Here is a 26,137-nt window from a genome sequence, read left to right on the forward strand (position 1 = left end):
CTAGTTCTCCTGAGCCAGGGCCGCACACCAGGCTTCGCCCCGTGCGCCATGGGGCGACAGGCACAGGACGCGGCCTCCCGCTTGCTGGGTAATGGTAATGTCGAGATCCGGCCTCGGCAAAAAGCCCGAGCCGCGCTGCGGCCACTCGACCAGGCACAGCGCGTCTCCCTCGAAATAGTCACGAATGCCAAGAAACTCAAGCTCTTCCGGATCACTCAGGCGATACAGGTCGAAGTGGTAGGCCTGCCGCTCGCCGATCCGGTAGGGCTCGACCAGGGTGAAGGTCGGGCTCTTCACCGCGCCGGCATGGCCCAGGCCGCGCAGGATGCCGCGCGCCAGGGTGGTCTTGCCGGCGCCGAGATCGCCGTGCAGGAAGATGGTCCCGCAACCGCCGGTGAGCGCACCAAGGCGCTCGCCCAGGATTAGCTGGGCCGCCTCGTCGGCGGCGAAGAGGCTCAGATCAGGCACGGCGAATGCTCCTCCAGCAGTTGGCGGATCGCCGGAAACAGATCGCCTGCCAGCAGCCCGCGCCCCTGCGCGCCCAACCGCTCGCCCGCCCGGGCATGCAGCCAGACCGCCAGGCAGGCCGCCTCGAAAGGCTCCAGACCCTGGGCCAGCAGGGCGCCGATCAGCCCGGCGAGGACGTCGCCGAGCCCCGCTCCGGCCATCGCCGGATGGCCGTGGTCGCACAGCGCCAGGCGCCCCTCGGGGTCGGCGACCAAACTGCCAGCACCCTTGAGGACGACCACCGCGCCATGGCGCCGCGCCAGGGCGAGGGCCGCCGCCGGCCGGTCGGCCTGCACCGTTCCGATATCGCTGCCCAGGAGACGCGCGGCCTCGCCGGGATGGGGCGTCAGCACGGCATGCGCCGGCGCGCCCAGCGCACCGGCAGCAAGCAGGTTCAGGGCATCGGCATCCCACACCTGGGGCTGCGCGAGGCCGGCGGCCGCCGACAGCAGGCTGCGCCCCCAGGCCTCCTGGCCGAGCCCCGGGCCGACCACCAGCACATCGGCGCGAGTCATCAACGCCAGCGCCTGATTGGCCGACTCGACGCCGCGGCTCATCAGCTCCGGGCGCCGCGCCAGCGCCGCCGGCACGTGTGCGCCGCGGGTCGCCAGGCTGACCAGCCCCGCGCCGGCACGCAGGGCACTTTCCGCGCCGAGCAGCGCCGCGCCGCCGAAGCCGAGGTCGCCGCCGACCACCAGCACATGGCCGAAATGCCCCTTGTGCGCGGTGCGCGGCCGCGGCGCCAGACGCGCCACGCTGCCGGCGGCCAGCCGCCGGGCGGTGACCGGCTGCGCGGCGACGATCGGCGGGTCGGCCGCCAGATCGGCGAACACCAGCGTGCCGACGTGATCCGGCGCCTCGCCGGTGAACAGCCCGATCTTGAGGCCGATGAAGGTCACCGTCAGCTCGGCGCGTACCGCCACGCCCAGCGCGCAGCCAGTGTCGGCGCTGAGCCCGGAAGGAATGTCCACCGCCAGCACCGGCAGACCGCTGGCGTTGACCTGGCGGATCGCCTGGGCATAGGGTTCGCGCACCATACCGCCGAGGCCGGTGCCGAGCAGGGCATCGACCAGCACGCCCTCCAGCGGCGCGCACTCGCTCCACGGCTCGATCGCCACGCCGGCCTGACGCGCCTCGCCCAGGGCCTGCGCCGCGTCGCCCTGCAACTGCTGCGGGTCGCCCACCGCCAGCACCCGCACGCGCCAGCCGGCGCGCTGTGCCAACGCGGCGACCAGATAGCCGTCGCCGGCATTGTTGCCGCGCCCGGCGAGCACGGTCAGCGCACCGGCCTGTGGCCAGCGCCGGCGCAGGGCGCGCCAGGCGGCATGGGCGGCACGGCTCATCAGCTCGAAGCCGGGCGTGCCGGCGGCGATCAGCCGCGCGTCGAGTTCGCGCACCTGGGCGGCGCTGTAAAGGGAAAGCGGCAGGTCTTCCTGGATGTCTGGCATGCGTCGATCGGCTCCGAGGTCTGGCAGAATTATCGCATCGAATACAGGTTTCCTTCAGCATGTCCGCCACTCCTCCCGATCCCGCCCGCCTCGCCCAGTCGATCAAGGACTGGGGCCGCGAACTGGGCTTCCAGCAGGTCGGCATCGCCGGCATCGAGCTGGGCGAGCACGAAGCCCACCTGCAGCGCTGGCTGGCCGCCGGCTACCAGGGCGAGATGGACTACATGGCCGCCCACGGCGACAAGCGCTCGCGTCCCGCCGAACTGCTGCCCGGCACCCTGCGGGTGGTCTCGCTGCGCATGGACTACCTGCCGGGCGACACGCGGATGGCCGAGCGCCTCGCCGCGCCGGAAACGGCCTACCTGTCGCGCTACGCCCTCGGCCGCGACTACCACAAGCTGATCCGCAAGCGCCTGCAGCAGCTGGCCGAACGCATCCAGGGAGAGATCGGCCCGTTCGGCTACCGCGCCTTCGTCGACAGCGCCCCGGTGCTGGAGAAGGCCCTCGCCGAGCAGGCCGGGCTCGGCTGGATCGGCAAGAACACCCTGCTGCTCAACCGCAAGGCCGGCAGCTGGTTCTTCCTCGGCGAGCTGTACGTCGACCTGCCGTTGCCGGTGGACGCGCCCCATGCCGGCGAGCATTGCGGACGCTGCTCGGCCTGCCTGGAGGCCTGCCCGACCGGTGCCTTCGTCGGGCCCAGGCTGCTCGACGCACGGCGCTGCATCTCCTACCTGACCATCGAACTGAAGGGGCCGATTCCTGTGGAGTTGCGTCCGCTGGTCGGCAACCGCGTGTTCGGCTGCGACGACTGCCAGCTGGTCTGCCCCTGGAACCGCTTCGCCCGGCCCACGGCGGAGGGCGACTTCCAGCCGCGCCACGGCCTGGACAACGCCGAACTGGCCGCACTCTTTCGCTGGAGCGAAGCCGAATTTCTTGCCCGCAGCGAAGGCTCGCCGCTGCGGCGGGCCGGCTACGAGCGCTGGCTGCGCAATCTGGCGGTCGGTCTGGGCAACGCGCCCTCGACCATCCCGGTGCTCGAGGCGCTCGAGGCGCGCCGAGAGCATCCCTCGGAACTGGTCCGCGAGCATGTGCTCTGGGCGCTGCGCCAGCACGGCCGCGCCTGATCGCATCAATATTTGATGAAATGCTCGCGGTAGTGGCGCAGCTCGGCGATGGACTCGCGGATGTCGTCCAGCGCCAGATGGGTGGCGGACTTCTTGAAGCTGTCGCGCACCTGCGGCGCCCAGCGCCCGGCCAGCTCCTTGAGGGTCGAGACATCGATGTGGCGATAGTGGAACCAGGCCTCCAGGGCCGGCATGTAGCGGGCGAGGAAGCGCCGATCCTGGCAGATGCTGTTGCCGCACATCGGCGACTTGCCCCTGGGCACCCACTGCTCGAGGAAGGCCAGGGTCTGCGCCTCGGCCGTCGCGGCATCGATGCGGCTGTCGCGGACCCGCTGGGTCAGGCCGGAACGGCCATGCTGGCGGGTGTTCCACTCGTCCATGCCGGCGAGGGCCTCGTCGCTCTGGTGCACGGCGATCACCGGCCCCTCGGCCAGCACGTTCAGCTCGCTGTCGGTGACGATGGTCGCCATCTCGATGATGACGTCTCTCTCCGGATTCAGACCGGTCATTTCCAGGTCGATCCAGATCAGATTCTGCGGGTTCTGCATGGTGTGGCTCCTTGGCTTTGCCGCAGTTTAGCAGGGCCGGCCCATGCTAAACTCGCCGCCCCAGCCACCTGCGACCGAACCCCGAGCCATGGCCAAACGCCAACTGACCCGCCGCCAGAGCTGGCGCATCGAAAAGATCCAGGAAGAACGCGCCGCCCGCGCCGCCAAGCGCGAATCCCGCCTGCTGGATGAGCTGGAAGGCAGCGACCTCGGCCCGGAGCAGACCGGCCTGGTGATCGCCCACTTCGGCGTCCAGGTGGAGGTCGAGGCCGAGGACGGTGAACGGGCCGGGCAGGCCTGCCGCTGCCACCTGCGCGCCAACCTGCCGGCGCTGGTCACCGGCGACCGGGTGGTCTGGCGCGCCGGCAACCAGGGGGTCGGGGTGATCGTCGCGCAGCTGCCGCGGCGCAGCGAACTGTGCCGCCCGGACATGCGCGGCCAGCTCAAGCCGGTGGCGGCCAACGTCGACCAGATCGTCATCGTCTTCGCCCCGCTGCCCGAGCCCCACGCCAACCTCATCGACCGCTACCTGGTGGCCGCCGAGCACGCCGGCATCCGCCCGCTGCTGCTGCTGAACAAGGCCGACCTGATGAACGAGGAGAACGCCGCCAACCTCGATGCCCTGCTCGCCACCTACCAGCGCCTCGGCTATCCGCTGCTGGAGGTCTCGGCCCGCCAGGGCGCCGGCATGCCGGCGCTGCAGGCGGCGCTGGACGGCCACGTCAGCGTCTTCGTCGGCCAGTCCGGGGTGGGCAAGTCGTCGCTGGTCAACAGCCTGCTGCCCGGTGTGGACACCCGCGTCGGCGCCCTTTCCGAGTTGACCGGCAAGGGCATGCACACCACCACCACCGCCCGGCTGTTCCACTTCCCCGGCGGCGGCCAGCTGATCGACTCACCCGGCATCCGCGAATTCGGCCTGGGCCACGTCAGCCGCGACGATGTCGAGGCCGGCTTCATCGAGTTCCGCGAGCTGCTCGGCCACTGCCGCTTCCGGGACTGCAAGCACGACCGCGAACCCGGCTGCGCGCTGCTCAAGGCCCTCGACGAAGGCCGCATCCAGCCGCAGCGCATGGCCAGCTACCGGCATATCCTCGCCAGCCTGCCCGAACCGGAATACTGATCCCTGCGCTGCCGGAGCCCGCCGGGCTGCGGCTACAATCATCCTCCCCATCCGACTGCCTGGAGCCTCCCATGGCCGACTTCGCCTCGCTGCCGCTGGTCATCGAACCGGCTGATCTGGACGCCCGCCTGACGGCACCCGAGCTGATCCTGGTCGACCTGACCAGCGCCGCCCGCTACGCCGAGGGCCACATTCCCGGCGCGCGCTTCGTCGATCCCAAGCGCACCCAGCTCGGCCAGCCGCCGGCGCCCGGCCTGCTGCCCACCGAGGAGCAGCTGGAAGGCCTGTTCGGCGAACTCGGCCACCGCCCGGAGGCGGTCTACGTGGTCTATGACGACGAGGGCGGCGGCTGGGCCGGGCGCTTCATCTGGCTGCTCGACGTCATCGGCCACCCGCACTACCACTATCTGAACGGCGGCCTTACCGCCTGGCTGGCCGAAGGCCGGCCGCTGTCCCGGGAGGTCCCGGCGGCGGCCGGCGGCCCCGTGCCCCTCGTGCTGCACGACGAACCGACCGCCACCCGCGACTACCTGCAAAGCCGCCTCGGCGCCGCCGATCTGGCCGTCTGGGACGCCCGCTCGCCCCAGGAGTACCGCGGCGAGAAAGTGCTCGCGGCGAAGGGCGGGCATGTGCCCGGCGCAGTCAACTTCGAGTGGACCGCCGCCATGGACCCGGCCCGCGCCCTGCGCATCCGCACCGACATCGCCGACTGCCTGACGGCGCTGGGCATCACCCCGGACAAGGAAATCGTCACCCACTGCCAGACCCATCACCGCTCCGGCCTGACCTACCTGATCGCCAAGGCCCTCGGCTACCCGCGGGTCAAGGGCTATGCCGGCTCCTGGGGCGAATGGGGCAACCATCCGGACACACCGGTGGAGATCTAAGGAAAAACGATGAAAGACCGCCTGTTCCTCCTCGGCCAGCACCTGCTGCCCCACCACCTGCTGTCGCGCGCGGCCGGCTGCCTGGCCGAATGCCGCACGCCCTGGGTCAAGAACACCCTGATCAAGGTCTTCGTCCGGCACTTCCGGGTCGACATGGGCGAGGCGCTGGTCGAGGAGCCAACCGCCTACGAGCACTTCAACGCCTTCTTCACCCGCACCCTGAAGGCGGATGCCCGTCCGCTCGATGCCACGCCCGGCGCCGTCCTCAGTCCGGCCGACGGGGCCGTCAGCCAGCTCGGCGTCATCGAGCGGGGGCGCCTCTTCCAGGCCAAGGGCCACAGCTTCAGCGTGCAGGAGCTGCTCGGCGGCGACCCGGCCACCGCAGCCCCCTTCCAGGGCGGCAACTTCGCCACCGTCTACCTGTCGCCCAGGGACTACCACCGCGTGCACATGCCGCTGGCCGGCACCCTGCGCGAGATGATCCACGTGCCGGGACAGCTGTTCTCGGTGAACCGCCTCACCGCGGAGAACGTGCCGGAGCTGTTCGCCCGCAACGAGCGGCTGGTCTGCCTGTTCGACACCGAGTGCGGCCCCATGGCCGTGGTGCTGGTCGGCGCGATGATCGTCGCCAGCATCGAGACGGTCTGGGCCGGGCTGGTCACCCCGCAGACGCGGCAGGTCAGGCGCTGGCATTACGGCGAGGCGGCGCGCCCGCCTATCCACCTGGACAAGGGCGCGGAACTCGGACGCTTCAAGCTCGGCTCGACGGCGATCCTCCTGTTCGGCCCGGACCAGGTGCGCTGGCGCGACGAGCTCGCGCCGCTGGGCGAGCTGCGCATGGGCCAGGCCATCGGCCAGGCACAGCCGCCAGGCGCTGCCTGACCGCCGGTCGCCACACGCGGGATGCCGGTCACAGCCGGCCTTCCCGCGCTTTGACTCCCCCCGACGGGCCCTGTAGATTCCGCCAACCCCTGTTCCGCGGTGAGCGGGTCGGAAAAAGCCTCGAACGGCTTTCGGCGGCCTGTGACCGCCCTGCGCCGATTCTGTTCCCGCCATGGCCATCGAGAAGAAAACCGTCCGCCTGCTGATTCTGGAAGACTCGCAGAACGAAGCCGAGCGCCTGGTCAGCCTGTTCCGCAACGCCGGCCGCGCCACCCGGGTGCACCGCCTGACCTCCAGCGAGGACCTCACCGAGTCCCTGCAGCAGACCTGGGACTTGCTGATCGCCGCCCCGCACAGCGAAAACCTCAGCCCCGCCGAGGCGATCGCCATCATCCGCCGCCAGGCCAGGGACCTCCCCATTCTCCAGTTGCTGCCGGACAACGACTCCGACGCGATCACCGAGGCCCTCGCCCTCGGCGCCCGGGACGCCCTGCCCCAGGGCGAGGACGAGCGCCTGATCCTGGTCGCCAACCGCGAGCTGGCCAACCTGGAGGAGCGGCGCGCCCGGCGCAGCGCGGAAATCGCCCTGCGCGAGGCGGAAAAACGCTGTCAGCTGCTGCTCGACAGCTCGGTGGACGCCATCGCCTACGTGCACGACGGCATGCACATCTACGCCAACCGCGCCTATCTGGAGCTGTTCGGCTACGAGGAGGCCGACGAGCTGGAAGGCCTGCCGATGATCGACCTGGTCGACGGCCGCGACCAGGCCGCGTTCCGCGACTTCCTGAAGAACTATGGCAGCGGCCGCGGCGAAAGCGTACTGCAGTGCCATGGCGTCACTGCCGCAGGCCGCCCGTTCCGCATGCGCATCGACCTGTCGCCGGCCAGCTACGACGGCGAGCCCTGCATTCAGGCGGTGCTGCGCGCCGAAAGCATGCAGAGCGAGCTGGAAGAGAAGCTGCGCGAGGTCAGCAGCCAGGACCTGGTTACCGGCCTGTTCAACCGCAACCATTTCCTCGAGTTGCTGGATGCCGCCTGCGCCGGCGCGGCCAACGCCGGCCAGCCGTCCTGCCTGGCCTACCTGCGCCTGGACCGCTACGCCCAGCTGCATGCCGACCTTGGCCTCGCCGGCATCGACCAGCTGCTCGCCGACCTGGCCACCCTGCTGCGCGGTGCGTTCCCCGCCGACGCCCTGCTGGCCCGTTTCGCCGACGATGCCTTCGCCGTGCTGCAGCCCGGCCTGACGCCGGAACAGGCGCAGGGCGGACTCGCCGCCCTGCTGAAGAAGGTCGAGACCCACCTGTTCGAGGTCGCCGACCGAACCGTGCAGCTGACCCTGTCGATCGGCGCTGCCGGCCTCAACGAGACGACGCCCAAGGCCCAGGAGGCGATCGAGCGCGCCCACCGTTGCGCCGATGCGCTGGCCGACGGCAACGCCCTGAAGCTCTACGATCCACTCGAGGCATTGGCCGCCGAGGCCAGCCGCGGCAGCGTCGTCGCCATGCTCCGCCATGCGCTGGAGACGGACAGCTTCCGCCTGCTGTTCCAGCCGATCATCAGCCTGCAGGGGGACAGCACCGAACACTACGAGGTCCTGCTGCGCCTGATCGATCCCCAGGGGAAGGAGCTGCTGCCCGCCGATTTCCTCGCCGCCGCCAGCGAAGCCGGCCTCGCCGAAACCCTGGACCGCTGGGTGATCCTCAACGCCATCCGCCAGCTTGCCGCGCACCGCGCGCACGGCCGCGACACCCGCCTGTTCGTCCACCTGTCCGCCGCCAGCCTGCAGGACCCGACGCTGCTGCCCTGGCTCGCCACGGCGCTGCACGCGGCACCGCTGCCCGCCGCGGCACTGATCCTGCAGTTCAACGAGGCCGATGCGACCGTCTACCTCAAGCAGGCCAGAGCCCTGGCCGAAGGGCTCGCCGAACTGCACGGCAAGAGCGCGCTGATCCACTTCGGCTGCACCCTCAATCCGTTCAACACGCTCAAGCACCTGCCGGTGGACTACGTCAAGGTCGACGACTCCTTTACCCGGAGCCTCGCCGAGGAAGAGGGCCGGGAAAACCTCAAGTCCCTGCTCGCCAACCTGCATGCCCAGGGCAAGCCGAGCATAGTGCCGGGCATCGAGAACTCCAGCGTGCTGGCGACGCTCTGGCAGGCGGGGGTCAGCTATATTCAGGGCTACTACCTGCAAGCGCCGGGCCCGGCCATGGACTACGAGTTCTCCAGCGAAGCGTAGTGGCCCGGGCCCGCGGTTGACCTGGGTCCGGACTTCGGACAAGGACATGCGGCTAAACTGCCGAAGCCACTTCGTTCCGGAAAGGAGACCGCCATGCCCCTGATGAAAGCCGCCGTGTTCGTCGAACCCGGCCGGATCGAGTTGCAGGACAAGCCCATCCCCGATGTCGGGCCGAACGATGCCCTGGTGCGCATCACCACCACCACCATCTGCGGCACCGACGTGCATATCCTCAAGGGCGAGTACCCGGTGGCCCCGGGCCTGACCATCGGCCACGAGCCGGTGGGCATCATCGAGAAGCTCGGGAGCAACGTGCAGGGGTACCGGGAAGGCCAGCGGGTCATCGCCGGGGCCATCTGCCCGAGCTTCACCTCCTACGCCTGCCAGGACGGCTATCCGTCCCAGGATGGCGGCTGCGCCTGCCACGGCTACAAGCCGATGGGCGGCTGGCGCTTCGGCAACAGCATCGACGGCACCCAGGCCGAATACGTGCTGGTGCCCGACGCCCAGGCCAACCTGGCGCCGGTGCCGGACGGCCTGAGCGACGAGGAGGTGCTGATGTGCCCGGACATCATGTCCACCGGCTTCGCCGGCGCCGAGGCGGCCAATCTGCGCATCGGCGACATCGTCGCGGTGTTCGCCCAGGGCCCCATCGGCCTGTGCGCCACCGCCGGAGCCAGGCTGCGCGGCGCCGGCACCATCATCGCCATCGACGGGGTCAACGAACGCCTGGAAATCGCCCGGCGGCTGGGCGCCGACGTCACCCTCAACTTCCGCGAAGTGGACGTGGTCGAGGAGATTCTCAAGCTGACCGGCGGGCGCGGGGTGGACGCCTCGATCGAGGCGCTGGGCACGCAGACCACCTTCGAGAGCGCCCTGCGCGTGCTCAAGCCGGGCGGCACCCTGTCCAGCCTGGGGGTCTACTCCAGCGACCTGACCATTCCCCTCGGTGCCTTCCACGCCGGCCTCGGCGACAACAGGATCGTCACCTCGCTGTGCCCCGGCGGCAAGGAGCGCATGCGCCGCCTGCTCAACGTGGTCGCCTCGGGGCGCGTCGACCTCAAGCCGCTGGTCACCCATCAGTACCGGCTGGACGACATCGTGGCCGCCTACGACCTGTTCGCCCACCAGCGCGACGGCGTGCTCAAGGTGGCGATCAAGCCGTAGGACGCCGCGGGCCTCAGACGCCCGGCTCGCGGTCCCGGTAGCCGAGCAGATAGAGGATGCCGTCCAGCCCGAGGTTGGAAATCGCCTGCCTGGCCGACTGGCGGACCAGCGGCTTGGCGCGGAAGGCCACGCCGAGGCCGGCCAGGCCGAGCATCGGCAGGTCGTTGGCGCCGTCGCCGACGGCGATGGTCTGCTCCAGGGACAGCCCCTCCTGCTCGGCCAGCTGGCGCAGCAGGTCGGCCTTGCGCTGGCCGTCGACGATCGGCTCGACGGCCACCCCGGTGACCTTGCCGTCGACGATTTCCAGCTCGTTGGCGAACACGTAGTCGATGCCCAGCCTGGCCTGCACCTGGCGGGCGAAGTAGGAGAAGCCGCCGGAGAGGATCGCCGTCTTGTAGCCCAGACGCTTGAGTTCGGCGAACAGCACCTCGGCGCCCTCGGTCAGGCGCAGCGAGGCGCCGATCTCCGCCAGCACGTCCTCCGGCAGGCCCTTAAGCAGCGCCAGGCGCTCCTTGAAGCTGGCGCGAAAGTCCAGCTCGCCGCGCATCGCCCGCTCGGTGATGGCCGCGACCTGCTCGCCGATACCGGCGGCCTTGGCCAGCTCGTCGATCACCTCCGCCTCGATCAGCGTTGAGTCCATGTCGAACACCGCCAGGCGCCGGATGCGGCGGAACACCGTGTCGAGCTGGAAGCCGATGTCGACGTTCAGCTCCTGGGCCGCCACCAGGAACTCCGCACGCAGTGCCGCCGGATCGGCCGGCTCGCCGCGCACCGAGAACTCGATGCAGCCCTTGCTGCGCGCTTCCGGCGTGTCCAGGGCCAGGCGCCCGGACAGGCGGTCGATCTGGTCGATCTCCAGAGCGTGGCGGGCGGTGATCGCGCTGACCCGCTCCAGCTGCGCGGCGGTCACCCGGCGCGTCATCAGGGTGACGATGTAGCGCGGCTTGCCCTGGCCGGCGACCCAGGCCTGGTAGTCGGTCTCGGAAACTGCAGTGAAGCGCACCTGCTGCTCCAGGGCGTGGGCGACGAACAGCACCTCCTTCTGCAACGCCGCCAGCTCGCCGTCGGCCGGGATCTCGACCAGGATGCCGAACGACAGGGTGTTGTGGACGACCGCCTGGCCGATATCGAGGATACCCACCCCGCACCGGGCCAGCGCGCCGGTGATGGCCGCGGTCAGGCCGGGACGATCCGCCCCGGTGATGTTGATCAGGACAATTTCGCGCAAGGCGCCGTCTCCCATGGCAAAGAAGGCGGCATTCTAGCAGGCCCCGCCGTGCCGGGCGCTTCCCGGCCGGGCGCCAGCCCCGTCGGGCAGTTTCCCCCCGTCAAGCCTTACGGCACCCCCCCGGCATTCCGTATACTGCCCGCCCGTCCGTCTCAAGAGCCGCGATCAGTGAACCGGCCCGCATCCGTCAAGCCCGACAACTTCTTCGTCCTGCTGTTTCGCGCCCTGACCCAGCGGCGCGTCCCAGTCTCCCTGCGCATCGTCAGCCACAGCCTGGTGCTGGTGATCCTGGCGCTGGCCCTCTATTCCTGGCTGGTCGGCCTGCAGGTGCGCCAGACCATGCACGAGCAGGCCGATGCCCTCGGTCAGACGCTGACCACCCAGACCGCGGCCTCGGCCAGCCAGTTGCTGGTGGCCAACGACATCCTCAGCCTCAATGTGCTGCTGGGCAACCTGACGAAGAACCCGCTGGTCGCCCATGCGGCCGTCTACAACGCGGACAACCACCTCCTCGCCGAGACCGGCAGCCGTCCGCCGCGCATGCCGCCGGAAGGCGATCCCAGCCTCCACGCCCGGCCCATCACCTTCCAGGACAGCGTCACCGGACACCTGCGCATCGTCCTCAACATGCCGCAGTTCCGCGAGCCGTTCATCGTCGGCCTGCGCAACATGGGTCTGATCGGCCTGGGGTTGCTGTTCCTGACGCTGATCCTCGGCCTGCGCCTGGGCTATGGCATCTCCACGCCGCTGCTGCAGTTGCGCGTCTGGCTGCGCGATCTGGACGACCATGCCCCCGGCGCCGAGCGCCAGGACGAGATCGGCGACCTGGCCCGCCAACTGGAGACCCGCCTGGCGCCGGAGCGAGCGGCCCACCCCGCCCTCGACGAGCTGGAGGACGACGAGCTGTCGCTCGACCCCGAGGTGGCGCCGCCTGCCAGCGCGGCGCCCCGCCCGGCGATGGCCGGGAAAGCGGTGCCCCGCTCCCAGCCGTTCGACAGGCCGCAGTCGCCCACCGTCGAGGTGGCGAAACGCGGCGTGGCGACGCCCGGCGTAGTGACGCCCGGTCGGCCGGCTGCAGGGCCGCTGCCGCGGCCCCTGTCCGGGCTGCATGCCGACAGCCGGCTGGATGATGAAGACGAAGACCCGCCGCTGCGCCGACTGGCCCCGGAGGTCGACGACGAGCCCTGCTTCAGTGCGGCGCTCGACGAGGATTTCGCTCCCGCGCCTGCGCCCGCAGCGCATCGCCAGGCCCGTGAAAGCGCCGTACTGGCCATCCAGCTCGGCCCCCTGGACCAGCTGCGCAGCCTGTCCCGCGGGCAACTGGCCGAGCTGCGCCGGCGCTATCGCGACAGCCTGGAACAGGCCGCGGCCTTCTACGGCGGCGAACTGCACCCGCTCGACGAGGATGGCGGACTGCTGCTGTTCCACCGCCGCGAGTGCGGCGACGACTACCTGGCCAACGCCATCTGCTGCGCCGAACTGCTGCGCTCGCTGAAATCCGAACTGGAACGCGAGGCTGCCGGCGGCGCCAGCCTGCAGCTGCAGCTCGGCCTGGCGCGCGGCGAGAACCTCGCCGGCCTCGGCCAGGCGGCCCTGCTGCTCAGCCCGGGCGGCCAGTCCGCGCTGACCCTGGCGCAATACAGCCACAACGTCCTACTGCTCGAACAGCAGATCGGCGAGGATTCCGCGGTCCGTCTGTGCGTGCGCCTGCGCCCGCTCGCCACGCCGGAGGGCGGCGCCAGCATCGAGCGCCTGCTCGAGCCCTACCCCGCCGAGCTGGCCGGCCAGCTGGCCCGCCTGCGCGAAGAGCTGCAGAGCTACTGACCCTGCTCCGCCGCAGCCGGGCCTCCCCGGCTGCGGTGGCGACAGAATTCGATTCGCATCACATTTCCCGCAAGCACCCCAGCCTGCCGATTGCCGGAACGGCGGCGGCTGGCTAGGGTTCGGCCCACCGAAACCGCCCCCGAGGAAGCGCCCCGATGCCCGATGCCATTGCCTTCTACCTCGCCGGGCTGCCGGCCTTCGTACTCTATTTCGGCCTGGGCGCGCTCCTGCTGGTCCTGTTCGGCCTGATCTACACCACCCTCACCCCGCATCGCGAGTGGCGACTGATCCGCGCCAACGTGCCGGCCGCCGCGCTGGCCTTCGGCGGCAGCCTGCTCGGCTTCGTCCTGCCGCTGGCCAGCGCCATGCGCGAGTCGGTCAGCCTGTTCGACTTCCTGCTCTGGGCCCTGGTGGCGCTGCTCGTCCAGTTGGTCACCTTCTGCCTGCTGCGCCTTCTGGTCCCCGATCTGGGCCGGCGCATCAGCGACAACGAAATGGCCAGCGCCATCCTGGTGGCCCTGGTCTCCGTCGCCGTCGGCGTGCTGAATGCCGCGGCCATGAAGGGCTGAGCGGGCATGAAGCGCAGCAGAACCCTGCGCCTGGTGCTGATCGGCAGCACCCCGCTGATGCTCGCCGGCTGCGAACCGTCGCGCCCCGGCTACCTGTACCGCGACCCGGCCTCGTGCATCGCCGCCGCGGTCTTCGACCGCTCGATCTGCCAGCACGAGTTCGAGCTGGCCCGCGCCGCCCATCTGCAGAGCGCGCCGCGCTACCGCTGGCGCGGCGACTGCGAGACCGACTTCGGCGCCGGCCGCTGCGAGCCCGCCCCCTACAACACCGGCCTGTACATGCCGCTGATGGCCGGCTACCTGGTGGGCCGCGAACCGCCACGCGAGGAGCAGAGCGGCAGTGGCGGCGGCACGGCCGGCGGGGGCAGTGCCCGGCGCACCTTCGCCAGCCAGCCGCTGTACCGCAGCCTCGACGATGCGCAGCACTTTCGCAGCGCCGACAACCTGTGGGTCGGCTCGCGCGAGGGCCTGACCCACGTCGACGCCGACGTCACCCGCAGCCCGGCGCCGAGCGTGGTCAGCCGCGGCGGCTTCGGCAAGAGCGCCGCCCGCCTGTCGAGCTTCGGCAGCTGATGCAGCGGATCGCCCTGCGCGAGCGCCCGGACTGGCGCGCCCAGGCCGAACGGCTGGGCTTCGCCTTCCACACCTTCGACGGCGAACCCTACTGGGACGAAAGCGCCGCCTACCGCTTCTCCCTGCGGCAGATCGAGGAGGATCTCGAGGCGCCGACCGAGGAACTGCACGCCATGAGCCTGGCGCTGGTCGAGGAGGTCGTCGCCAGCGAGGCGCTGCTCGAGCGTCTCGGCGTGCCCGCCTTCTTCCGCGAGCACCTGGCCGCCAGCTGGCGGCGCCGCGAGCCGCACCTCTACGGGCGGCTGGACCTGGCCTACGACGGCCAGGGCCCGGCCAAGCTGCTCGAACTCAACTACGACACGCCCACCGCCCTCTACGAGGCGGCCTTCTTCCAGTGGCTGTGGCTGGAGCAGCTGCGCCTCAGCGGCGAGCTGCCTGCCGCCGCCGACCAGTTCAATTCGATCCAGGAATGCCTGTTCGAGCGCTTCGCCGGCCTCGCCGTGCAGCAGCCGCTGTACTTCGCCAGCGTGCGCGACTCCCTGGAGGATCGCGGCACGATCGACTACCTGCGCGACATCGCCACCCAGGCCGGCCACGACGCCCGCCACATCGCCCTCGAGGACATCGGCCTGGACCGCGCCGGCGGCTTCGTCGACCTGGACGAGCGGCACATCCCCACGCTGTTCAAGCTCTACCCCTGGGAGTTCCTGCTGGAAGAGGACTTCGGCCCGCGCATCGCCGGCGCCTTCACGCGCTTCATCGAACCGCCGTGGAAGGCCGTGCTGAGCAACAAGGGCATCCTCGCTCTGCTCTGGGAGCGCCATCCCGGCCATCCCAACCTGCTGCCGGCGTTCTTCGACGCCGAGCCCGAAGCTATTCTGCCTGCCGGCTGGGTGCGCAAGCCGCTGTTCTCCCGCGAGGGCGCCAACATCCAGCTGCACGCCGCGGACGGCCTGCATCTCTGCGTGCCCGGCCCCTACGGCGGCGCCGCGGTGCGCCAGGCCTGCCACCTGCTGCCCTGCTTCGCCGGCCAGCACCCGGTGATCGGCAGCTGGGTGGTGGGCGACCGCGCCTGCGGCATCGGCATCCGCGAGGACGCCAGCCCGATCACCCAGGACAGCTCGCGCTTCCTGCCGCACTTCATCCTCGACTGAGCGCCGCCCTCGCCCGGCCGAGACGAGCCGGCCGGTTCAGCCACGGCCTCCGCCGGTCAGCCGCGTTTTGACAGCCGACGCCCCGCCAGCTAGACAGGAAAACAACAGGCAGCTAACAAATGCGCTACCGGCGCCGTCATTTACTGGGCACTTACAGGTGAACAACATGAAGAAGAACACCACACTCGACCCGAAGAAACACCTCGAACCCGGGCTGGAAATCCACAGCTGCGAAGACCTGCTGGAGACCTCCCAGCCCCGCGTCCCGGGCGACTGGCGCCTGTCACGCTCGGACAAGCCGCGGCGCACCTGGCGCCTGAGCAAATAGCCCGTCCCCTCGTGGCTCCCGCGCCCGCGCGGGAGCCAACTCCACCGCCGGCTCTCCCGATCCCGCCGACCGCTCGTCGTACCCGCCGCTACCGTCCATCCGTTGCCCGACCCTTCGCCGGAAAAACCGGAACTCTGCCAGTGGGCCTCTCTCAGTAACTGTGCAGCCAGGCGCTCGTCGCTCGCCCAGACTGCGCACCCCATCAGCACGCAAGGAGAGAGGCCATGCCCAAACACGCCAATCCCGGAAACTTCGCCAACGACCCCGAACGGGCCGCCGCGGCCGGCCGCAAGGGTGGGCACAACAGTGGCGGCAACTTTGCCAACGATCCGAAGAAAGCCTCCGAGGCCGGCCGCAAGGGGGGCCGCAACAGTCACGGCGGCGGTCGACACTGACTGTCCTGGCCCACAGGCGGGAGCGCCAGGCTCCTGCCTGTCAGGCCATTTCCACGGCCATCGCCGTCGCCTCGCCACCGCCGATGCACAGGCTGGCGATACCGCGCCGCCCGCCGCTGCGCCGCAGGGCGCCCAGCAGACTGACCAGGATCCGCGCACCGCTCGCGCCGATCGGATGTCCCAGGGCGCAAGCACCGCCATGGACGTTGACCCGCTGCGGATCGAGCGCCAGGTCGCGGATCGCCGCCAAGGTCACCACCGCGAAGGCCTCGTTGATCTCCCACAGATCGACCTCGCCGACCGTCCAGCCGGTCCGCTCCAGCAGACTCTGCATGGCGCCGACCGGCGCGGTCGGGAACAATCGCGGCTCATGGGCATGGCTGGCATGGCCGACCACGGTCGCCAGCGGCGCCAGCCCGAGCCGCCCGGCCGTGGAGCGGCGCATCAGCAGCAGCGCGGCGGCGCCGTCGGAGATCGAGCTGGAGTTGGCCGGGGTCACCGTGCCGCCCTCGCGAAAGGCCGGCTTGAGTTCGGGAATCCGCTCCAGACGGACCTTCGACGGCTGTTCGTCGTGCTCGACCCGCACCTCGCCGCGGCGCCCGGTTAGCGTCACCGGCGTGATCTCCCAGGCGAAGGCGCCGGATTCGATGGCCGCCCGGGCACGGCATGTCGAGGCGATCGCCCAGGCGTCCTGCGCCTCGCGGCTGAAGCCGTAGCTGGCCGCGCAGTCCTCGGCGAAGGTGCCCATCAGCCGGCCGCGGTCGAAGTAGGCATCCTCCAGGCCGTCGAAGAACATGTGGTCGAGCGCCTGCCGGTGTCCGAGCCGGTAGCCGCCGCGCGCGCCGGGCAGCAGGTAGGGTGCGTTGCTCATCGACTCCATGCCGCCGGCCAGCATGACCTCAGCGCTGCCGGCGAGCAGCAGGTCGTGGGCCAGCATGGCGGCCTTCATCCCGGAGCCGCAGACCTTGTTGACCGTGGTGCAGCCGACCGACAGCGGCAGGCCGGCGGCGATCGCCGCCTGGCGGGCCGGCGCCTGGCCGAGGCCGGCGGGCAGCACGCAGCCGAGAAACAGCTCCTGCACCCGCTCGCCGGCGACGCCGGCCCGCTCCAGCGCCGCACGCACGGCGACGCCGCCCAGCTCTGGAGCGCTCAGCCCGGAGAGTTCGCCCTGGAAGGCGCCGAGCGGCGTGCGGGCGGCGGAAACGATGACAACCGGATCTTGGGACATGGGAGGCCCTCGCTATCAGTGATTGGCAAAAGAAGGAGTGGAGCCCCTAACGGGCAGCCATGCGGATCGCGCCGTCCAGGCGGATGACCTCGCCGTTCAGGTAGGGGTTGGCGAAGATGTGCTCCACCAGCGCGGCGAACTCCGCGGGCCGGCCCAGCCGCGCCGGAAACGGCACCATCTGGCCCAGCGAGGCCTGCACCTCGGCCGGCATGCCCAGCAGCATCGGGGTTTCCATGATCCCGGGGGCGATGCACATGACCCGGATGGCGTGGCGGCCGAGTTCGCGGGCCAGCGGCAGGGTCATCGCCACCACGCCGCCCTTGGAGGCGGCATAGGCGGCCTGGCCGATCTGCCCGTCGAAGGCCGCCACCGAGGCGGTGTTGACGATCACCCCGCGCTCGCCGTCGGCGTCCGGCTCGACATCGCGGATGATCGCCGCGGCCAGGCGGATCATGTTGAAGCTGCCCAGCAGGTTGATCTCCAGGGTACGCGCGAACGTCTCCAGGGAGTGCGGCCCCTCGCGCCCGACCAGCCTCTCCGCCGGGGCGATGCCGGCACAGTTCACCAGGCCGCGCAGGCTGCCCATGCCGACGGCGGCGGCGAAGCAGGCGCGGGCGCTGTCGGCGCTGGTCACGTCGGTGGCCACGAAGCGCGCCTGCTCGCCCAGCTCGGCGGCCAGCGCGGCGCCGGCCTCGCGGTTGACGTCCGCCAGCAGCACCCTGCCGCCCCGCTCGACGATCAGCCGCGCCGTCGCCGCCCCCAGTCCGGAGCTTCCCCCGCTCACCACGCACACGCTGTCCCTGATCTGCATGGGCTTTCCTCCCTGTCCTGCCGTAAAGTCTAGCCTTGCTCCAGCCCGGCGTGCCGAGCCCCGCGCGCCGGCTCCGTCCGAGAGGCCGACCATGCTGATCCAGATCCCGCCCCGCTCGCACTGCCCGCCCTCCGAGATCACCCCGGAGCCCGTCTACCTGTCGCGCCGGCGCTTGCTCGGCGCCGGGGCCGTGGCGCTGGGCGCCGCCGCCCTGCCCGCCTGGGCCAGCGCCGAGACCGCGCGCTACGCCGGCGTCGAACCGGGCCGGCCGCCCGCCTGGTTCACCGAGAAGCTGCCGGATACCCGCTGGCAGGCGATCGAGGCGCCGGGCGAGGCGCTCACGCCGTATCAAGACGCCAGCCACTACAACAACTTCTACGAGTTCGGCCCGGACAAGGGCGATCCGGCGGCGAACGCCGGCCAGCTGCCCACCGAGCCCTGGACGGTGCGGATCGACGGCGAAGTCGGCAAGCCGGGCCAGTATGGCCTGGAGGAGCTGGTTCGCCCGCACGCGCTGGAGGAGCGCATCTACCGCCTGCGCTGCGTGGAGGCCTGGTCGATGGTGATTCCCTGGCTGGGCTTTCCCCTCGGCGATCTGCTCAAGCGCGCCGAGCCCACCGGCAATGCGAAATACGTGGCCTTCGAGACCCTGGTCGACCCCGAGCACATGCCCGGCCAGCGCTCGCGCTTCGCCCTGCTCGACTGGCCGTACCGCGAGGGCCTGCGCCTCGACGAGGCGATGCACCCGCTGACCCTCCTCGCGGTGGGCATGTACGGCCGCGTGCTGCCCAACCAGAACGGTGCGCCGCTGCGTTTGGTGGTGCCCTGGAAGTACGGTTTCAAGAGCATCAAGTCGATCGTGCGCATCAGCCTGACCGAACGCCAGCCCTTCACCAGCTGGCAGAACCGGGCGCCCGGGGAATACGGCTTCTACGCCAACGTCAACCCCAGCGTCGATCACCCGCGCTGGACGCAGAAGCGCGAACGGCGCCTGCCGAACAGCCTGTTCAGCCCCAACCTGCGCGATACGGTAATGTTCAACGGCTACGCCGAGGAAGTCGCCGGCCTCTATGCCGGCATGGACCTGAGCAAGGACTACTGATGAAGCATCCGCTCTGGCGCGTCTGCGTGTTCGTCGCGGCCCTGCTGCCGCCGCCCTTCTGGCTGTACCAGGCGTGGACCTTCGCCCTCGGCCCGGACCCGGGCAAGGTGCTGCTCGAACGCCTCGGCCAGGGTGCCCTGATCCTCCTGCTGCTGACCCTCTGCCTGACCCCGCTGCAGCGCGCCACGCACTGGAGCGGCTGGGCGCTGGTGCGCCGCCAGCTCGGCCTGTGGTGCTTCGCCTACGCCTGCCTGCACCTGAGCGCCTACTTGGTCTTCGTCCTCGGCCTGGATTTCGCCCAGCTCGGCGACGAGCTGCGCAAGCGTCCCTACATCCTGGTCGGCGCGCTGACTTGGTGCGCCCTGCTGCCGCTCGCCCTCACCTCGAACCGCTTCAGCATGCGCCGCCTGGGGCGCCGCTGGAAACACCTGCACCGCCTGGCCTACGCTGCCCTCGGCCTGGCGCTGCTGCACATGCTCTGGGTGGTCCGCTCGGACATCGGCCAGTGGCTGCTGTATTGCGCCTGGGCACTGCTCCTGCTGGCCCTGCGCCTGCCCGGCGTGGGGCGGCGGCTCGGCCGTAGGGCCGGCGGCGCCCCGTAGGGCGGGGGAAACCCGCCGATCCCGGTGCATGTCCGGCGGGTTTCACCCGCCCTACCTGCCTCGGAAAAAGCCCTTTGGAATCATGCAGATAAAATAAAATCCGGCATTCTGTCCGACTGGCACGCATTCTGCCCTTAGACTTGAAGCCAGGCGGCAGAGCCTCCCCGAGGGATCGGGCTGTCGCCCTCAGCCAAAACAACGAGTAGAGGAACCTCTCATGCGCATCGCCTCCTGCCTGCTGGGCAGCGCCCTGGCCGTCGCCCTGTCGTCCGGCCCGGCCGTCGCCGCGGAAGAACTCAGCGGCACGCTGAAGAAGATCAAGGACACCGGCACCATCACCCTGGGCCACCGCGACGCCTCCATCCCCTTTTCCTACCTGGGCGGCACTTCCCGCGAGCCGATCGGCTATTCCCACGACCTGCAGCTCAAGGTGGTCGAGGCGATCAAGCAGCAGCTCGGCCTGCCCGAGCTGAAGGTTCGCTACACCCTGGTCACCTCGCAGAGCCGCATTCCGCTGGTGCAGAACGGCACCGTCGACCTCGAATGCGGCTCCACCACCAACAACCCGGAACGCCAGCAGCAGGTCGCCTTCTCGGTGGGCATCTTCGAGGTCGGCACCCGCCTGCTGACCAAGAAGACCTCCGGCATCCAGGACTTCCCCGACCTCAAGGGCAAGAACGTGGTGACCACCGCCGGCACCACCTCCGAGCGCCTACTGCGCTCGATGAACGTCGAGAAGCAGATGGGCATGAGCATCATCGCCGCCAAGGACCACGGCGAATCCTTCCTGATGCTCGAATCCGGCCGCGCGGCGGCCTTCATGATGGACGACGCCCTGCTCTACGGCGAAATGGCCAAGGCCAGGAAGCCCGACGACTGGGCGGTGGTCGGCACGCCGCAGTCCTTCGAGATCTACGCCTGCATGCTGCGCAAGGGCGATCCGGCCTTCAAGAAAGCGGTCGACGATGCGCTCATCGCCACCTACCGCTCGGGCGAGATCAACGCCATCTACGACAAGTGGTTCCTCCAGCCGATTCCGCCCAAGGGCCTGAACCTCAACTTCCCGATGAGCGACGAGCTGAAGAAGCTGATCGAAGTCCCGACCGACAAGTCGGCCGAAGAGATGTAACCCGCGTCCTGCGCGGAAACACGCCGCGCAGGGCCTCCCCCCGCTCGACAGAGAGAAAACTCCATGGATTACAACTGGGACTGGGGCGTGTTTCTCAGATCCACCGGCATCGGCGACGAGATCTACCTCGACTGGTTCGTCGCCGGCCTCGGCTGGACCGTCGCCGTCGCCCTGGCCGGCTGGATCTTCGCCCTGCTGCTCGGCTCGCTGCTCGGCGTGCTGCGCACCCTGCCGAACCGCTGGCTGTCCGGCCTGGCCACCGCCTACGTGGAGCTGTTCCGCAACGTGCCGCTGCTGGTGCAGCTGTTCATCTGGTACTTCCTGGTGCCGGACCTGCTGCCCGAGCCGCTTGAACTGTGGTTCAAGCAGGACCTCAGCCCGGCCACCTCGGCCTACCTCAGCGTGGTGGTGTGCCTCGGCCTGTTCACCGCCGCGCGGGTCTGCGAGCAGGTGCGCACCGGCATCCAGGCGCTGCCCAGGGGACAGACCGCCGCCGCCCTGGCGCTGGGCCTGCGGACCGGCCAGATCTATCACCAGGTGCTGCTGCCGCAGGCCTTCCGGATCATCATCCCGCCGCTGACCTCGGAATTCCTCAACATCTTCAAGAACTCCTCGGTGGCCTCGCTGATCGGCCTGATGGAGCTGCTGGCGCAGACCAAGCAGACCGCGGAGTTCTCCGCCAACCTGTTCGAGGCCTTCACCCTGGCCACGCTGATCTACTTCACCCTGAACATGAGCCTGATGCTCATCATGCGCCGGATCGAGAAGAAGGTCGCGGTGCCGGGCCTGATCGCAGGAGGCAAGTGATGGATTTCAGCTCGATCCCCGCCGCGCTGCCGGCGCTCTGGGAGGGCATGCAGACCACCCTGCTGCTGCTCGTGCTCGGCGTGCTCGGCGGCGTGCTGCTGGGCACCCTGCTGGCGATGCTGCGCCTTTCGCACAACCCGCTGCTGGCCGGCATCGCCGCTACCTACGTCAACTACTTCCGCTCCATCCCGCTGCTCCTGGTGATCACCTGGTTCTACTTCGCGGTGCCCTTCGTGCTGCGCGAGATCACCGGCGAGGACACCCCGGTGGGCGCCTTCGCCTCCTGCCTGGTGGCCTTCGTGATGTTCGAGGCGGCCTACTTCTGCGAGATCGTCCGCGCCGGCATCCAGTCCATCCCGCGCGGTCAGATGAGCGCCGCCCAGGCGCTGGGGATGACCTACGGGCAGAGCATGCGCCTGATCATCCTGCCCCAGGCGTTCCGCAAGATGACCCCGCTGCTGCTGCAGCAGAGCATCATCCTCTTCCAGGACACCTCGCTGGTCTACAGCGTGGGCCTGATGGACTTCCTCAACGCCGCCCGCTCGCGCGGCGACATCGTCGGCCAGCCCCACGAATTCCTGCTCGTCGCCGGCCTGGTGTATTTCATCGTCAGCTTCGCCGCCTCGCAGCTGGTCAAGCGTCTGCAGAAAAGGTTAACCCCATGATTTCGATCCGCAACGTCAGCAAGTGGTATGGGGACTTCCAGGTCCTCAGCGACTGCACCACCGAGGTGCAGAAGGGCGAGGTGGTGGTGGTCTGCGGGCCGTCCGGCTCCGGCAAGTCCACCCTGATCAAGTGCGTCAACGCCCTGGAGCCCTTCCAGCAGGGCGACATCGTCGTCGACGGCACCTCCCTCGCCGCTCCGAAGACCGACCTGCCGAAGCTGCGCGCCCGGGTCGGCATGGTCTTTCAGCACTTCGAGCTGTTCCCCCACCTGACGGTCACCGAGAACCTGACCCTCGCGCAGATCAAGGTGCTCGGCCGCGACAAGGCGGAAGCCACCGAGAAGGGCCTGGCGCTGCTCGACCGCGTCGGCCTCAAGGCCCACGCCCACAAGCATCCCGGCCAGCTCTCCGGCGGCCAGCAGCAGCGCGTGGCGATCGCCCGCGCGCTGGCCATGGACCCGGTGGTGATGCTGTTCGACGAGCCGACCTCGGCGCTCGACCCGGAAATGGTCAACGAGGTGCTCGACGTGATGGTCCAGCTCGCCCAGGAAGGCATGACCATGATGTGCGTGACCCACGAGATGGGCTTCGCCCGCAAGGTCGCCAACCGGGTGATCTTCATGGACAGCGGCAGCATCGTCGAGGATTGCGCCACCGAGGCATTCTTCGGCGACATCTCGGCGCGCAGCGAGCGTGCCCGGCAGTTCCTCGCCAAGATCCTCCCGCACTGAGGCAGCCAGCCATGAAGCACCTTCTGAACGCCCTCGGCCCGGCCCTCTTCGCCCTGACCCTGCTGCTCCCGCCCGGCCTGCACGCCGAAGAGCCCGCGCCGGCCGAAACGCCGCGCCAGCTGCCGCGGGTGGTGATCCTCGCCACCGGCGGCACCATCGCCGGCGCCGGCGCCAGTGCCGCCAACAGCGCCACCTACCAGGCGGCCAGGGTCCCGGTCGAGCAGTTGCTCGCCGGCGTGCCGCAACTCGCCGAGCTGGCCGCGGTGCGCGGCGAGCAGGTCCTCCAGCTCGCCTCGGAAAGCTTCGGCAACGAGCAGTTGCTGGCGCTCGGCCGGCGCGTCGCCGAGCTGGCCGAGAATCCCGAGGTCGAGGGCATCGTCATCACCCACGGCACCGACACCCTGGAGGAAACCGCCTACTTCCTCACCTTGGTCGAGCGCACCGACAAGCCCATCGTGCTGGTTGGCTCCATGCGCCCGGGCACCGCCCTGTCCGCCGACGGCGCGCTCAACCTCTACAACGCGGTCGCCGTGGCCGGCAATCCGCAGGCGCACGGCAAGGGCGTGCTGGTGACCCTGAACGACGAGATCCACTCCGGGCGCGATGTCAGCAAGGCGCTGAACATCAAGACCGAAGCCTTCAAGAGCCCCTGGGGGCCGCTGGGCATGGTGGTCGAAGGCAAAAGCTACTGGTTCCGCCTGCCGGCCAAGCGCCACACCCTGAATTCCGAGTTCGACATCCGGCAGATCGCCAGCCTGCCGCGGGTGGACATCGCCTACGCCTACGGCAACCTCGACGACACCGCCTACCGGGCCTTCGCCGGCGCCGGGGCCAGGGCGATCGTGCATGCCGGCACCGGCAACGGCTCGGTCGCCGCCCCCGTGGTGCCGGCCCTGCGGGCGCTGCGCAAGGAGGGGCTGCAGATCATCCGCGCCTCGCGCGCCGACCAGGGCGGCTTCGTCCTGCGCAACGCCGAGCAACCGGACGACCAGTACGACTGGCTGGTCGCCCACGACCTCAACCCGCAGAAGGCGCGCATCCTCGCCATGGTCGCCCTGAGCAAAACCCAGGACAGCCAGGAGCTGCAGCGGATCTTCTGGGAATACTGAGCGACGCGGGCGGTGCCGCACTTGCGGCCCGCCCGCTGCGGGTCGAAGCTATGCGCCTTTGAGCCGGAGCCCCGCCATGAACACCGCCGAACTCACCCGCCGCCTGCATGCCATCCGCGACGCCAACGACTGGCGACGCTTCCACAGCCCGAAGAACCTGGCGATGGCCGCCAGCGTGGAAATGGCCGAGCTGGTGGAAATCTTCCAGTGGCAGAGCGAGGACGAATCCCGCGCCCTGCCCGCCGACCAGCTGGCCCATGCCGGCCAGGAGATCGGCGACGTGGTCCTCTACCTCCTGCTGCTCTGCGCCGAACTCGGCCTGGATATGGATGAGGTGGTGCGCGCCAAGCTGGCCGACAGCGAACGGCGCTTCGCCCGATGAGCGACCGCCACTTCGACGACCTGGCCCTGCGTTTCGCCGAGAAGATCTACGGCGGCGCCAAGGGTGCGATCCGTCTCGCCGTGCTCCAGGCCGATCTGAGCGAGGCGCTGCCGGAACGTCCGCTGCGGGTGCTCGACGTCGGTGCCGGGCTCGGCCACATGGCGCTCTGGCTGGCCGAACGCGGCCACCAGGTGACCCTCGCCGAGCCGGCCGCGCCGATGCTCGACGCCGCCCGCGAACGCTTCGCCGCCGCCGGCCAGCCCGCCACCTTCCTCCAGGCGCCCTGGCAGGAACTGCTCGGCCGGCTCGACGAACCCTTCGATCTGGTGCTCTGCCACGCCGTACTGGAATGGCTGGCCGAGCCGCACCATATCCTCCCCGTGCTGCACCAGCTCACCGCGCCCGGTGGCTGGCTGTCGCTGGCCTTCTACAACAAGGACGCGCTGATCTACCGCAACCTGCTCAAGGGCCACTTCCGCAAGCTGCGCAAGGAACGCTTCGCCGGCGAAGGGCGCAGCCTGACCCCGCAGCGCCCGCTCGACCCGCGCGAATTGAAGGCCGCGATGGAAAGCGCCTGGCAGATCGACAGCGAAAGCGGTGTGCGGGTGTTCCACGACTACATGCCGGCGGAGTTCCAGGCCAAGGCGGAACTGCTCGACCTGCTGGAAATGGAACTGGCCTACCGCCGCCACCCGGCCTTCGCCGGCCTCGGCCGCTACCTGCACTGGCTCTGCCGGCCGCAGCCGGCTTGCTAAGCTGAAGGGAGAACGTTCGCCACGCCGCCTACGCACCTGGCCGCGAGGCGAAAGGAAGTCCCCATGCACCGCCTAGCCGCACTGACGCTCTGCCTCGCGCTCGGCGCCTGCCGGAGCCCCAATCCCTACCGCGCCGAGTCCGCGCCCCTGCCCCCGGCGCCCGAGGCTGCCGGGGCCGTCGAGCCCGGCGTCTATCCGGCCGCCCCGCGGGACTACGCCGGCTACCGCGACTGGGCCTGGCTGGACGACCGCCCGCCGGGCGGCGGCGCCGGCCTGGAGGCCGGCCAGGTGCAGGAAGCGCTGTCCGCCGAACTGGACCGCCGCGGCCTGCGCCCGGTCCGTCCGGGCGCGACGGCAGACCTGCGGATCGCCGCGCGGCTGGAACTGGAATGGCGCATCCGCGCCTACGAGGATTACTACGGCAGCCTCGCCGGCTACTACGGCTACGGCCACTACTGGGACCGCTACGGCGCCTGGGGCGCGGTGCCCATCGTCCGCCACTACCAGGAACAGGTGCTGGTGGTGCATGTCGAGCTGATCGACGGCGCCGACGGCCAGCGGGTGTGGAGCGGCAGCGGCGAGGCCAGCGTCGATGACGGACAGACCGGCCGCGCCAAAGCTCTTCACCAGGCGGCCCGCCGTGCCCTGGACGGCTTTCCGCCGTAGCCATGGCCAGTGCCTGCCATATTTAAAAATATTTGAATATCAACCAGTTATGGTTAATTTTCCGAACAGCACCGCCTCGGAAAAATCCTTGCTCATCGATTGGTTATAGATTGGTTGATGACAAACTTTAGATTGGACAGCGACACCGCCCTTCCCC

28 protein-coding genes are annotated in these 26,137 nt (G+C 69.9%); 22 read left to right on the top strand and 6 right to left on the bottom strand.

From position 1 onward, the window contains the following. Positions 1 to 468 (bottom strand): tRNA (adenosine(37)-N6)-threonylcarbamoyltransferase complex ATPase subunit type 1 TsaE, encoded by a 468-nt coding sequence (gene tsaE, locus ACG10_RS17930; RefSeq protein ID WP_089169260.1) that lies wholly within the window; start codon positions 466 to 468, stop codon positions 1 to 3. Continuing rightward, the gene (locus ACG10_RS17935) at positions 456 to 1,955 is read right to left on the bottom strand and encodes an NAD(P)H-hydrate dehydratase (RefSeq protein WP_089169261.1); all 1,500 of its coding nucleotides are present in this window, start codon (positions 1,953 to 1,955) and stop codon (positions 456 to 458) included. The genes tsaE and ACG10_RS17935 overlap by 13 nt, the downstream gene beginning before the upstream one ends. A 59-nt stretch (positions 1,956 to 2,014) precedes the next feature. On the opposite strand from ACG10_RS17935, the gene queG reads away from it, so the two are divergent. Continuing rightward, on the top strand, positions 2,015 to 3,079 hold the full coding sequence (gene queG, locus ACG10_RS17940; RefSeq protein ID WP_089169262.1) for a tRNA epoxyqueuosine(34) reductase QueG: 1,065 nt from the start codon (positions 2,015 to 2,017) through the stop codon (positions 3,077 to 3,079). 5 nt (positions 3,080 to 3,084) lie between these two features. Here the strand turns inward: queG and orn are convergent, their stop codons facing one another. Continuing rightward, positions 3,085 to 3,627, bottom strand: coding sequence for an oligoribonuclease (orn, locus tag ACG10_RS17945; protein WP_089169263.1), 543 nt, complete (start codon positions 3,625 to 3,627; stop codon positions 3,085 to 3,087). Between the two features lie 88 nt (positions 3,628 to 3,715). Here orn and rsgA point away from each other — a divergent pair, with 88 nt between their 5' ends. The 5 genes from rsgA (at position 3,716) to ACG10_RS17970 (ending at position 9,922) form a co-directional block, all read left to right on the top strand. Then, a complete protein-coding gene (gene rsgA, locus ACG10_RS17950) occupies positions 3,716 to 4,747 on the top strand; it encodes a small ribosomal subunit biogenesis GTPase RsgA (RefSeq protein WP_089169264.1) in 1,032 nt (343 codons plus the stop codon). Positions 4,748 to 4,818: 71 nt separating this feature from the next. Beyond that, on the top strand, positions 4,819 to 5,634 hold the full coding sequence (gene rhdA / locus ACG10_RS17955) for a thiosulfate sulfurtransferase (RefSeq protein ID WP_089169265.1): 816 nt from the start codon (positions 4,819 to 4,821) through the stop codon (positions 5,632 to 5,634). A gap of 9 nt (positions 5,635 to 5,643) precedes the next feature. Next, positions 5,644 to 6,516: an archaetidylserine decarboxylase gene (asd, locus tag ACG10_RS17960; RefSeq protein WP_089169266.1), complete on the top strand. Its 873-nt coding sequence runs from the start codon at positions 5,644 to 5,646 to the stop codon at positions 6,514 to 6,516. A 172-nt stretch (positions 6,517 to 6,688) separates the two neighbouring features. Next, entirely contained in the window at positions 6,689 to 8,755 is a 2,067-nt protein-coding gene (locus tag ACG10_RS17965) for an EAL domain-containing response regulator (protein WP_089169267.1), read from the top strand. Between the two features lie 93 nt (positions 8,756 to 8,848). Further along, the gene (locus tag ACG10_RS17970; protein ID WP_089169268.1) at positions 8,849 to 9,922 is read left to right on the top strand and encodes an NAD(P)-dependent alcohol dehydrogenase; all 1,074 of its coding nucleotides are present in this window, start codon (positions 8,849 to 8,851) and stop codon (positions 9,920 to 9,922) included. Positions 9,923 to 9,935: 13 nt separating this feature from the next. On the opposite strand, the gene serB is transcribed toward ACG10_RS17970, so the two are convergent. Continuing rightward, positions 9,936 to 11,150 carry a phosphoserine phosphatase SerB gene (gene serB, locus ACG10_RS17975; RefSeq protein WP_089169936.1) on the bottom strand — a complete coding sequence of 405 codons (1,215 nt, stop codon included), beginning with the start codon at positions 11,148 to 11,150 and terminating at the stop codon, positions 9,936 to 9,938. A 168-nt stretch (positions 11,151 to 11,318) separates the two neighbouring features. Between serB and ACG10_RS17980 the strand changes: the two genes are divergently transcribed. From ACG10_RS17980 to ACG10_RS18000, 6 genes are all read left to right on the top strand, one after another. After that, complete coding sequence (locus tag ACG10_RS17980; protein WP_089169269.1) at positions 11,319 to 12,974, top strand: AhpA/YtjB family protein; 1,656 nt, start codon at positions 11,319 to 11,321, stop codon at positions 12,972 to 12,974. A 155-nt stretch (positions 12,975 to 13,129) separates the two neighbouring features. Then, complete coding sequence (locus tag ACG10_RS17985) at positions 13,130 to 13,543, top strand: DUF350 domain-containing protein (RefSeq protein WP_039805987.1); 414 nt, start codon at positions 13,130 to 13,132, stop codon at positions 13,541 to 13,543. A 6-nt stretch (positions 13,544 to 13,549) separates the two neighbouring features. Continuing rightward, complete coding sequence (locus ACG10_RS17990) at positions 13,550 to 14,116, top strand: DUF1190 domain-containing protein (RefSeq protein ID WP_089169270.1); 567 nt, start codon at positions 13,550 to 13,552, stop codon at positions 14,114 to 14,116. Continuing rightward, positions 14,116 to 15,270, top strand: coding sequence for a glutathionylspermidine synthase family protein (locus ACG10_RS17995; protein ID WP_089169271.1), 1,155 nt, complete (start codon positions 14,116 to 14,118; stop codon positions 15,268 to 15,270). Before ACG10_RS17990 ends, ACG10_RS17995 begins: the two co-directional genes overlap by 1 nt. Before the next feature lie 166 nt (positions 15,271 to 15,436). Next, complete coding sequence (locus ACG10_RS24170; protein WP_165493855.1) at positions 15,437 to 15,598, top strand: hypothetical protein; 162 nt, start codon at positions 15,437 to 15,439, stop codon at positions 15,596 to 15,598. Positions 15,599 to 15,822: 224 nt separating this feature from the next. Next, complete coding sequence (locus tag ACG10_RS18000) at positions 15,823 to 15,993, top strand: con-10 family general stress protein (protein ID WP_039805990.1); 171 nt, start codon at positions 15,823 to 15,825, stop codon at positions 15,991 to 15,993. A gap of 40 nt (positions 15,994 to 16,033) precedes the next feature. Here the strand turns inward: ACG10_RS18000 and ACG10_RS18005 are convergent, their stop codons facing one another. Together ACG10_RS18005 and ACG10_RS18010 are read right to left on the bottom strand one after the other, a co-directional pair. After that, positions 16,034 to 17,221 (bottom strand): acetyl-CoA C-acyltransferase, encoded by a 1,188-nt coding sequence (locus tag ACG10_RS18005; protein ID WP_089169272.1) that lies wholly within the window; start codon positions 17,219 to 17,221, stop codon positions 16,034 to 16,036. A gap of 46 nt (positions 17,222 to 17,267) precedes the next feature. Continuing rightward, the gene (locus ACG10_RS18010; protein WP_089169273.1) at positions 17,268 to 18,032 is read right to left on the bottom strand and encodes an SDR family NAD(P)-dependent oxidoreductase; all 765 of its coding nucleotides are present in this window, start codon (positions 18,030 to 18,032) and stop codon (positions 17,268 to 17,270) included. 91 nt (positions 18,033 to 18,123) lie between these two features. Here ACG10_RS18010 and msrP point away from each other — a divergent pair, with 91 nt between their 5' ends. The 10 genes from msrP (at position 18,124) to ACG10_RS18060 (ending at position 25,980) form a co-directional block, all read left to right on the top strand. Next, complete coding sequence (gene msrP, locus ACG10_RS18015; RefSeq protein WP_089169274.1) at positions 18,124 to 19,134, top strand: protein-methionine-sulfoxide reductase catalytic subunit MsrP; 1,011 nt, start codon at positions 18,124 to 18,126, stop codon at positions 19,132 to 19,134. Beyond that, entirely contained in the window at positions 19,134 to 19,736 is a 603-nt protein-coding gene (msrQ, locus tag ACG10_RS18020) for a protein-methionine-sulfoxide reductase heme-binding subunit MsrQ (RefSeq protein ID WP_089169275.1), read from the top strand. The genes msrP and msrQ overlap by 1 nt, the downstream gene beginning before the upstream one ends. A 217-nt stretch (positions 19,737 to 19,953) precedes the next feature. Further along, on the top strand, positions 19,954 to 20,865 hold the full coding sequence (locus tag ACG10_RS18025; RefSeq protein WP_089169276.1) for a glutamate/aspartate ABC transporter substrate-binding protein: 912 nt from the start codon (positions 19,954 to 19,956) through the stop codon (positions 20,863 to 20,865). Positions 20,866 to 20,928: 63 nt separating this feature from the next. Then, positions 20,929 to 21,672 carry an amino acid ABC transporter permease gene (locus ACG10_RS18030; RefSeq protein ID WP_089169277.1) on the top strand — a complete coding sequence of 248 codons (744 nt, stop codon included), beginning with the start codon at positions 20,929 to 20,931 and terminating at the stop codon, positions 21,670 to 21,672. Then, positions 21,669 to 22,337 (top strand): amino acid ABC transporter permease, encoded by a 669-nt coding sequence (locus tag ACG10_RS18035; protein WP_169531370.1) that lies wholly within the window; start codon positions 21,669 to 21,671, stop codon positions 22,335 to 22,337. Before ACG10_RS18030 ends, ACG10_RS18035 begins: the two co-directional genes overlap by 4 nt. Beyond that, positions 22,334 to 23,068, top strand: coding sequence for an amino acid ABC transporter ATP-binding protein (locus ACG10_RS18040; RefSeq protein ID WP_089169279.1), 735 nt, complete (start codon positions 22,334 to 22,336; stop codon positions 23,066 to 23,068). Before ACG10_RS18035 ends, ACG10_RS18040 begins: the two co-directional genes overlap by 4 nt. An 11-nt stretch (positions 23,069 to 23,079) precedes the next feature. Next, a complete protein-coding gene (locus tag ACG10_RS18045) occupies positions 23,080 to 24,177 on the top strand; it encodes a type II asparaginase (RefSeq protein ID WP_089169280.1) in 1,098 nt (365 codons plus the stop codon). A 76-nt stretch (positions 24,178 to 24,253) separates the two neighbouring features. Then, positions 24,254 to 24,559 (top strand): MazG-like family protein, encoded by a 306-nt coding sequence (locus ACG10_RS18050; RefSeq protein ID WP_089169281.1) that lies wholly within the window; start codon positions 24,254 to 24,256, stop codon positions 24,557 to 24,559. Beyond that, positions 24,556 to 25,314, top strand: coding sequence for a methyltransferase domain-containing protein (locus ACG10_RS18055; RefSeq protein ID WP_089169282.1), 759 nt, complete (start codon positions 24,556 to 24,558; stop codon positions 25,312 to 25,314). The genes ACG10_RS18050 and ACG10_RS18055 overlap by 4 nt, the downstream gene beginning before the upstream one ends. Positions 25,315 to 25,377: 63 nt before the next feature. Beyond that, a complete protein-coding gene (locus ACG10_RS18060; protein ID WP_089169283.1) occupies positions 25,378 to 25,980 on the top strand; it encodes a DUF4136 domain-containing protein in 603 nt (200 codons plus the stop codon). Positions 25,981 to 26,137 lie beyond the last annotated feature (157 nt).

It is taken from the genome of Azotobacter chroococcum (genome assembly GCF_002220155.1).
Lineage (GTDB): Bacteria > Pseudomonadota > Gammaproteobacteria > Pseudomonadales > Pseudomonadaceae > Azotobacter > Azotobacter chroococcum.